4 protein-coding genes and 1 pseudogene are annotated in these 4701 nt (G+C 71.3%); 3 read left to right on the forward strand and 2 right to left on the reverse strand.

Going from position 1 to position 4701, the window contains the following annotated elements:
- Together N878_RS29550 and rmuC are read left to right on the forward strand one after the other, a co-directional pair.
- A pseudogene (locus tag N878_RS29550) lies at nt 1–129 on the forward strand (sel1 repeat family protein); the annotation flags it as partial.
- 165 nt (nt 130–294) lie between these two features.
- The gene (gene rmuC / locus N878_RS13070) at nt 295–1656 is read left to right on the forward strand and encodes a DNA recombination protein RmuC (RefSeq protein WP_177342898.1); all 1362 of its coding nucleotides are present in this window, start codon (nt 295–297) and stop codon (nt 1654–1656) included.
- A 78-nt stretch (nt 1657–1734) separates the two neighbouring features.
- Here rmuC and N878_RS13075 read toward each other — a convergent pair whose 3' ends face one another.
- Nucleotides 1735–2661 carry an alpha/beta fold hydrolase gene (locus N878_RS13075; protein ID WP_021444100.1) on the reverse strand — a complete coding sequence of 309 codons (927 nt, stop codon included), beginning with the start codon at nt 2659–2661 and terminating at the stop codon, nt 1735–1737.
- A 344-nt stretch (nt 2662–3005) separates the two neighbouring features.
- Between N878_RS13075 and N878_RS13080 the strand changes: the two genes are divergently transcribed.
- Nucleotides 3006–3767, forward strand: a complete 762-nt coding sequence (locus N878_RS13080) for a MerR family transcriptional regulator (RefSeq protein WP_256218089.1) — start codon at nt 3006–3008, stop codon at nt 3765–3767.
- Nucleotides 3768–3781: 14 nt separating this feature from the next.
- Here N878_RS13080 and N878_RS13085 read toward each other — a convergent pair.
- Nucleotides 3782–4701 (reverse strand): MgtC/SapB family protein (locus N878_RS13085; RefSeq protein ID WP_021444102.1); only part of this gene is annotated, 920 nt, incomplete at its 5' end.

Genomic DNA, 4701 nt, shown 5'->3' on the forward strand with positions numbered 1-4701 from the left:
CTGGAGCTCGGGAGGCTGTGCAGCCAGCCGGGTGCCGGCGAGCCGCAGCAGGCCCGTCACTGGCTGGAGCAGGCCGCGGCCCAGGGTTCCCACGAGGCCAAGCGCCTGCTCGCACGCCTGCCGCGCTGACCCTGGTTGCACCGCTGGTTATACTGCCCGGCGGTTCCACTGGGAGTGTCTATGTCTTTCGATCCGTTATCCCTCGCGCTCGGGTTCGCCGCTGCGCTGCTGCCTCTGCTGGCCGGGCTGTGGGCCTGGCAGCGGCGTCTGGCGCGCGCCGAGCGCGAGCAGGCGCTGCTGCAGGAACGTCTGGAGCATGCCCAGCTGACCCAGGCCGGGCTGACCGCTCAGCTCGACGACTGCCGCGCCGAGCTGGCCGAGGTCAGCGAGATCAAGGTCGAGCAGCAGAGCGAGCTGGCCGGCCTGCGCCGCGAGAACGAATTGCTCCAGCAGGAGCGACAGATCGCCCGCGAGGCGGCGCAGAGCTGGAACCAGCAGCGTGAGCGCAACGAGGCCGAGCTGCGCCGGCTGACCGCCGAGTGCGCGGCGCTGAGCGCCGAGCTGCAGGAACAGCGGGACAACCAGCAGCAGCGCCTGGACGACTTGCAGGGCGCGCGCGACGAGTTGCGCGCACAGTTCGCCGAGCTGGCGACGAAGATCTTCGACGAGCGCGAGCAGCGTTTCGCCGAGAGCAGCCAACAGCGCCTCGGCCAGTTGCTCGACCCGCTCAAGGAGCGCATCCAGGCGTTCGAGAAACGGGTCGACGAAAGCTACCAGCAGGAGGCGCGCGAGCGTTTTTCCCTGGGCAAGGAGCTGGAGCGCCTGCAGCAGCTCAACCAGCGCCTGGGCGACGAGGCGACCAACCTGACCCGCGCGCTCAAGGGCCAGAAGACCCAGGGCAACTGGGGCGAGCTGGTGCTGGAGCGGGTGCTGGAGCATGCCGGCCTGGAGAAGGGCCGCGAATACCAGACCCAGGTCAGCCTCAAGGGCGCCGGTGGCGAGCGCTTCCAGCCCGACGTGCTGATTCGCCTGCCGGGCGACAAGCAGGTGATAGTCGACGCCAAGGTCAGCCTCAGCGCCTATCAGCAATATGTCGCCGCCGACGACGAGGTGATCCGCCAGCAGGCGCTCAAGCAGCACCTGGTGTCGCTGCGCAGCCACCTCAAGGGCCTGTCCGGCAAGGACTATCAGCGCCTGGAAGGCCTGCACAGCCTGGATTTCGTCCTGCTCTTCGTGCCCATCGAGGCGGCCTTCGCCGCGGCGCTGCAGGCCGAGCCGAATCTGTTCCAGGAGGCCTTCGAGCAGCAGGTGGTGATCGTCAGCCCGACCACCCTGCTGGCCACCCTGCGCGTCATCGACAGCCTCTGGCGCCAGGAGCGCCAGGGCCAGAACGCCCGCGAGATCGCCGAGCGCGCCGGCCAGCTGTACGACAAGTTCGTCGCCTTTATCGCCGATCTGGACGAGATGGGCAGCCGCCTGCAGCAGCTGGACAAGGCCTACGCCGGCGCGCGCAACAAGCTGGTGGAGGGGCGCGGCAACCTGATCGGTCGCGCGGAGAATCTCAAGCTGCTCGGCGCCCGCGCCAGCAAGAGTCTGCCGGCCGAGCTGCTGGAGCGCGCCGCCGACCTGCCGGCGCTGGACGAGCTGGGCGAGTAGCCGGCGGCGAGGCGATAGGTTACGGCCGCAGGGCGCGCTGCGGCCTTGCTTCTTCGCGCTGCGTCGGCCGCCAGCGGCCTATCTCGAGACGCCCTGAGCGGTCTCCAGCCGGCCGACATGTTCGCGCAGCCAGCTGGCCAGCGCGCTCGGCTCGGCCAGCAGCTGCCAGTGGCCGCCGCGCACCTCGCGGCGGGTCAGCAGCGGCGCCCAGTGCGCCAGGTCGTCGAACAGCTGCGGGCGGACGAAGCGGTCGCCCAGCGGCACTATCAGTTGCACCGGCACCCGGGTGCTGCGTGCGCGCGGGCGCAGCAGGCTGCGGATGAAGTTGGCGCGGTACAGCTGTACCCCGCGCATGCCGTCGCCGCGCTGGCTGCTGCTCGGCGGCAGGCCGCGTACCCCTTCGAGGCGGCGCAGCAGCCAGGGCCAGGCGCGATCCAGACCCAGGTGCCAAGTCAGCTCCGGCAGCCACGGGGTGTGGAAGAAGGCGATGTACCAGGAGCTGAGCAGCTGCCTGAGCGCCTGCACCAGCGCCTGCGGGCGGCGCAGGCTGAGGCGCTCGCGCAGCCAGTGGCCGACGTGGTCCAGGCAGGGCCCGGAGATGCTGGTGTAGGAGGCCAGCAGCGGCTGGATGCGCGGCTCGGTGACCGCCTCCCAGCTCTGGATCGAGCCCCAGTCGTGGGCCACCAGATGCACCGGGCGCTGCGGGCTGACGGCGCGGATCACCGCTTCCAGGTCGTTCGCCAGCCGGTCCAGGCGGTAGTCGCGCAGGCGCCGCGGCACCTGCGAGGCGCCATGGCCACGCACGTCGTAGGCGACGATGCGGTACTCGGCGGCCAGCTCGCGCACCAGCGGCAGCCAGATCTCGTGGTTGTCCGGGTAGCCGTGCACCAGCAGCAGGGTCGGGCCGTCGGCCCGGCCCCACGCATAGGTTTGCAGGCGCACGCCGTCGCCCTGGACCTCCAGGCGCTGCGCTGGCGGCTCGTGACGGGGCAGCGGCGCGTTCATGGGGCGAATCCGGCGGGGATGGAAGAGGCGGGCATGGCAGGCTCCGGCAAGTGACGGTTACATTGCTCGATGTCATCGTCATTGTTCAGCGCCGCTGCGCGCTTGCCTAGCCGATCCGGCGCCTGGCAGGTGGCCGCGTTACGGCGTTACCGAGCGCCTTGCAGCCGCTCTAGATCAGGGGTTATAGCGCCTGGCGCGACTTTTCCGCGGGAGCCGGGCAGGGCAAGTCCAGCCCTTGGTTGGGGGCGCCGGCGCGGTTGTTGGCGGGCGAAGCGCGGGGCTATGATCGCGCCATGACCCAAGCCTCCCTGTTCTTCCAGCGCCTGCTCGGCAGCGCCGCCCCCATGGCCGCGGCGGCAGTCGCCGAATACACGGTCGACGAGCTGGCCCAGGCCGCGCAGACCACCGTGCGCAACGTGCGCGCCTATCAGGATCGCGGCCTGCTGCCGCCGCCCGAGCGGCGCGGGCGAGTCGGCATCTACAGCGGCGAGCACCTGGCGCGGCTGCAACTGATCGGCCAGTTGCTCGAGCGCGGCTACAGCATCGCCAGCATTCGCGAGCTGTTCGAGGCCTGGGCCCAGGGCCGCGACCTGGCCCACGTGCTGGGCCTGGAGCAGGCCATCCGCGGCCCGGGAGAGCCCGAGCAGCCCGGGCGCCTGGAGTTCGCCGAGCTGCAGGCGATCTTCGGCGCGGATCTGGATGACGCGGTGATCGACCGCGTCCAGGCCCTCGGCCTGCTGCAGTTCGCCGGCGACCACCTGGCGGTGCCCAGCCCGCGGCTGCTGGCCGCCGGGATCGAGCTGTACCGCGCCGGCATCCCGCTGCCGGCGCTGCTGGACGAGCTGGAGTCGATTCGCGGCCATGTCGAGCAGGTCGCCACCGGCATCGTGCAGATGATCGTCGGCCACCTGGTCAACCCGCTGCTGCAGACCTCGCTGCCGCATGCCGACCAGCTGGAGCCGCTCAGCGCCCAGCTGCTGCAGCTGCGCCCGCTGGTCGAGCAGGTGGTGGAAGCGGAGCTGGCGCGCGGCCTGCCGGTGGCCGCCAACCGCGAGCTGAGCGAGCGGGTGCATCGCCTGTTGCAGGGGTTCTTGCAGCGCCCCTGAGCGGCGTCCGGCGTTCAGAACAGCAGCAGCGCCGCGCCGAGCAGCAAGCCGCCGAGCATCACCGGCGCCGTGCGCAGCGCCAGCTGGCGGCCGCCGATCAGGGCGATCAGGCCGGCCTTGACCAGGCTGTTGCTCAGCGCGGCGAGGAAGATGCCGCGTACCGCCACCTGTTGGTCGAGGTCCAGCTGCGCGCTGCGCGCCAGCGACAGGGTGATGGCGTCGACGTCGGCCAGGCCCGAGACCAGCGCCACCAGATACACCCCGGCATCGCCCAGCCAGCGCCGCGCGCCTTCGACCAGAAACAGGATCAGCAGCAGCAGGGCGGCGAAGCGCAGCGCCGGGCCCAACTCGAAGGGGTTCTTCAGCGGCGGCTCGCCGCTTTCGTCCGACTCGCGTCCGGCCAGGCGGTAGAACGCCAGGGCGCCGCCGCTGTAGACCAGCGCGGCGGCGGTCAGCGGCCAGAACAGCTGCGCCAGCAGCGCCGGATTGATCAGCCCGACCTCCAGCAGCACCCGCGGGAACATCAGCGCCGAGGTGGCCAGCAGGCCGCAGGCCAGCAGCGCCTGCAGGCGGCGTTCGCCGTGCAGGCGGGCGAGGGTGAGGGTCATCGCCGTGGACGAGACGATGCCGCCGAGCAGGGCGGTGATCAGCAGGCCGTGGCGGGTGCCGACCAGGCGGATCGCCACGTAGGCGGCGAAGCCGATGGCGGCGATCAGTACCACCATCCACCAGATCACGTAGGGGTTGAACGCCTGCCAGGGGCCGTAGCCCTGGTTCGGCAGCGCCGGCAGCAGCACCAGGGAGATGAACAGCAGCTTCAGCGCGCCGAGCACTTCGCCCTCGCTGAGGCGGCGCAGGGCGCCGTGCAGCGCCTGTTTCAGCCCCAGCAGCAAGGCCACCGCCACCGCGCCGGCGGCGGCCAGCGGCGCCTGGT

It is taken from the genome of Pseudomonas sp. EGD-AK9, from assembly GCF_000465935.2.
In the GTDB taxonomy this organism is placed as follows: domain Bacteria; phylum Pseudomonadota; class Gammaproteobacteria; order Pseudomonadales; family Pseudomonadaceae; genus Aquipseudomonas.

Coding starts and splice junctions, on each gene's coding strand:
- N878_RS13075 (WP_021444100.1), bottom strand. CDS start 2,661: ATGAACGCGCCGCTGCCCCGTCACGAGCCGCCAGCGCAGCGCCTGGAG.
- N878_RS13080 (WP_256218089.1), top strand. CDS start 3,006: ATGGCCGCGGCGGCAGTCGCCGAATACACGGTCGACGAGCTGGCCCAG.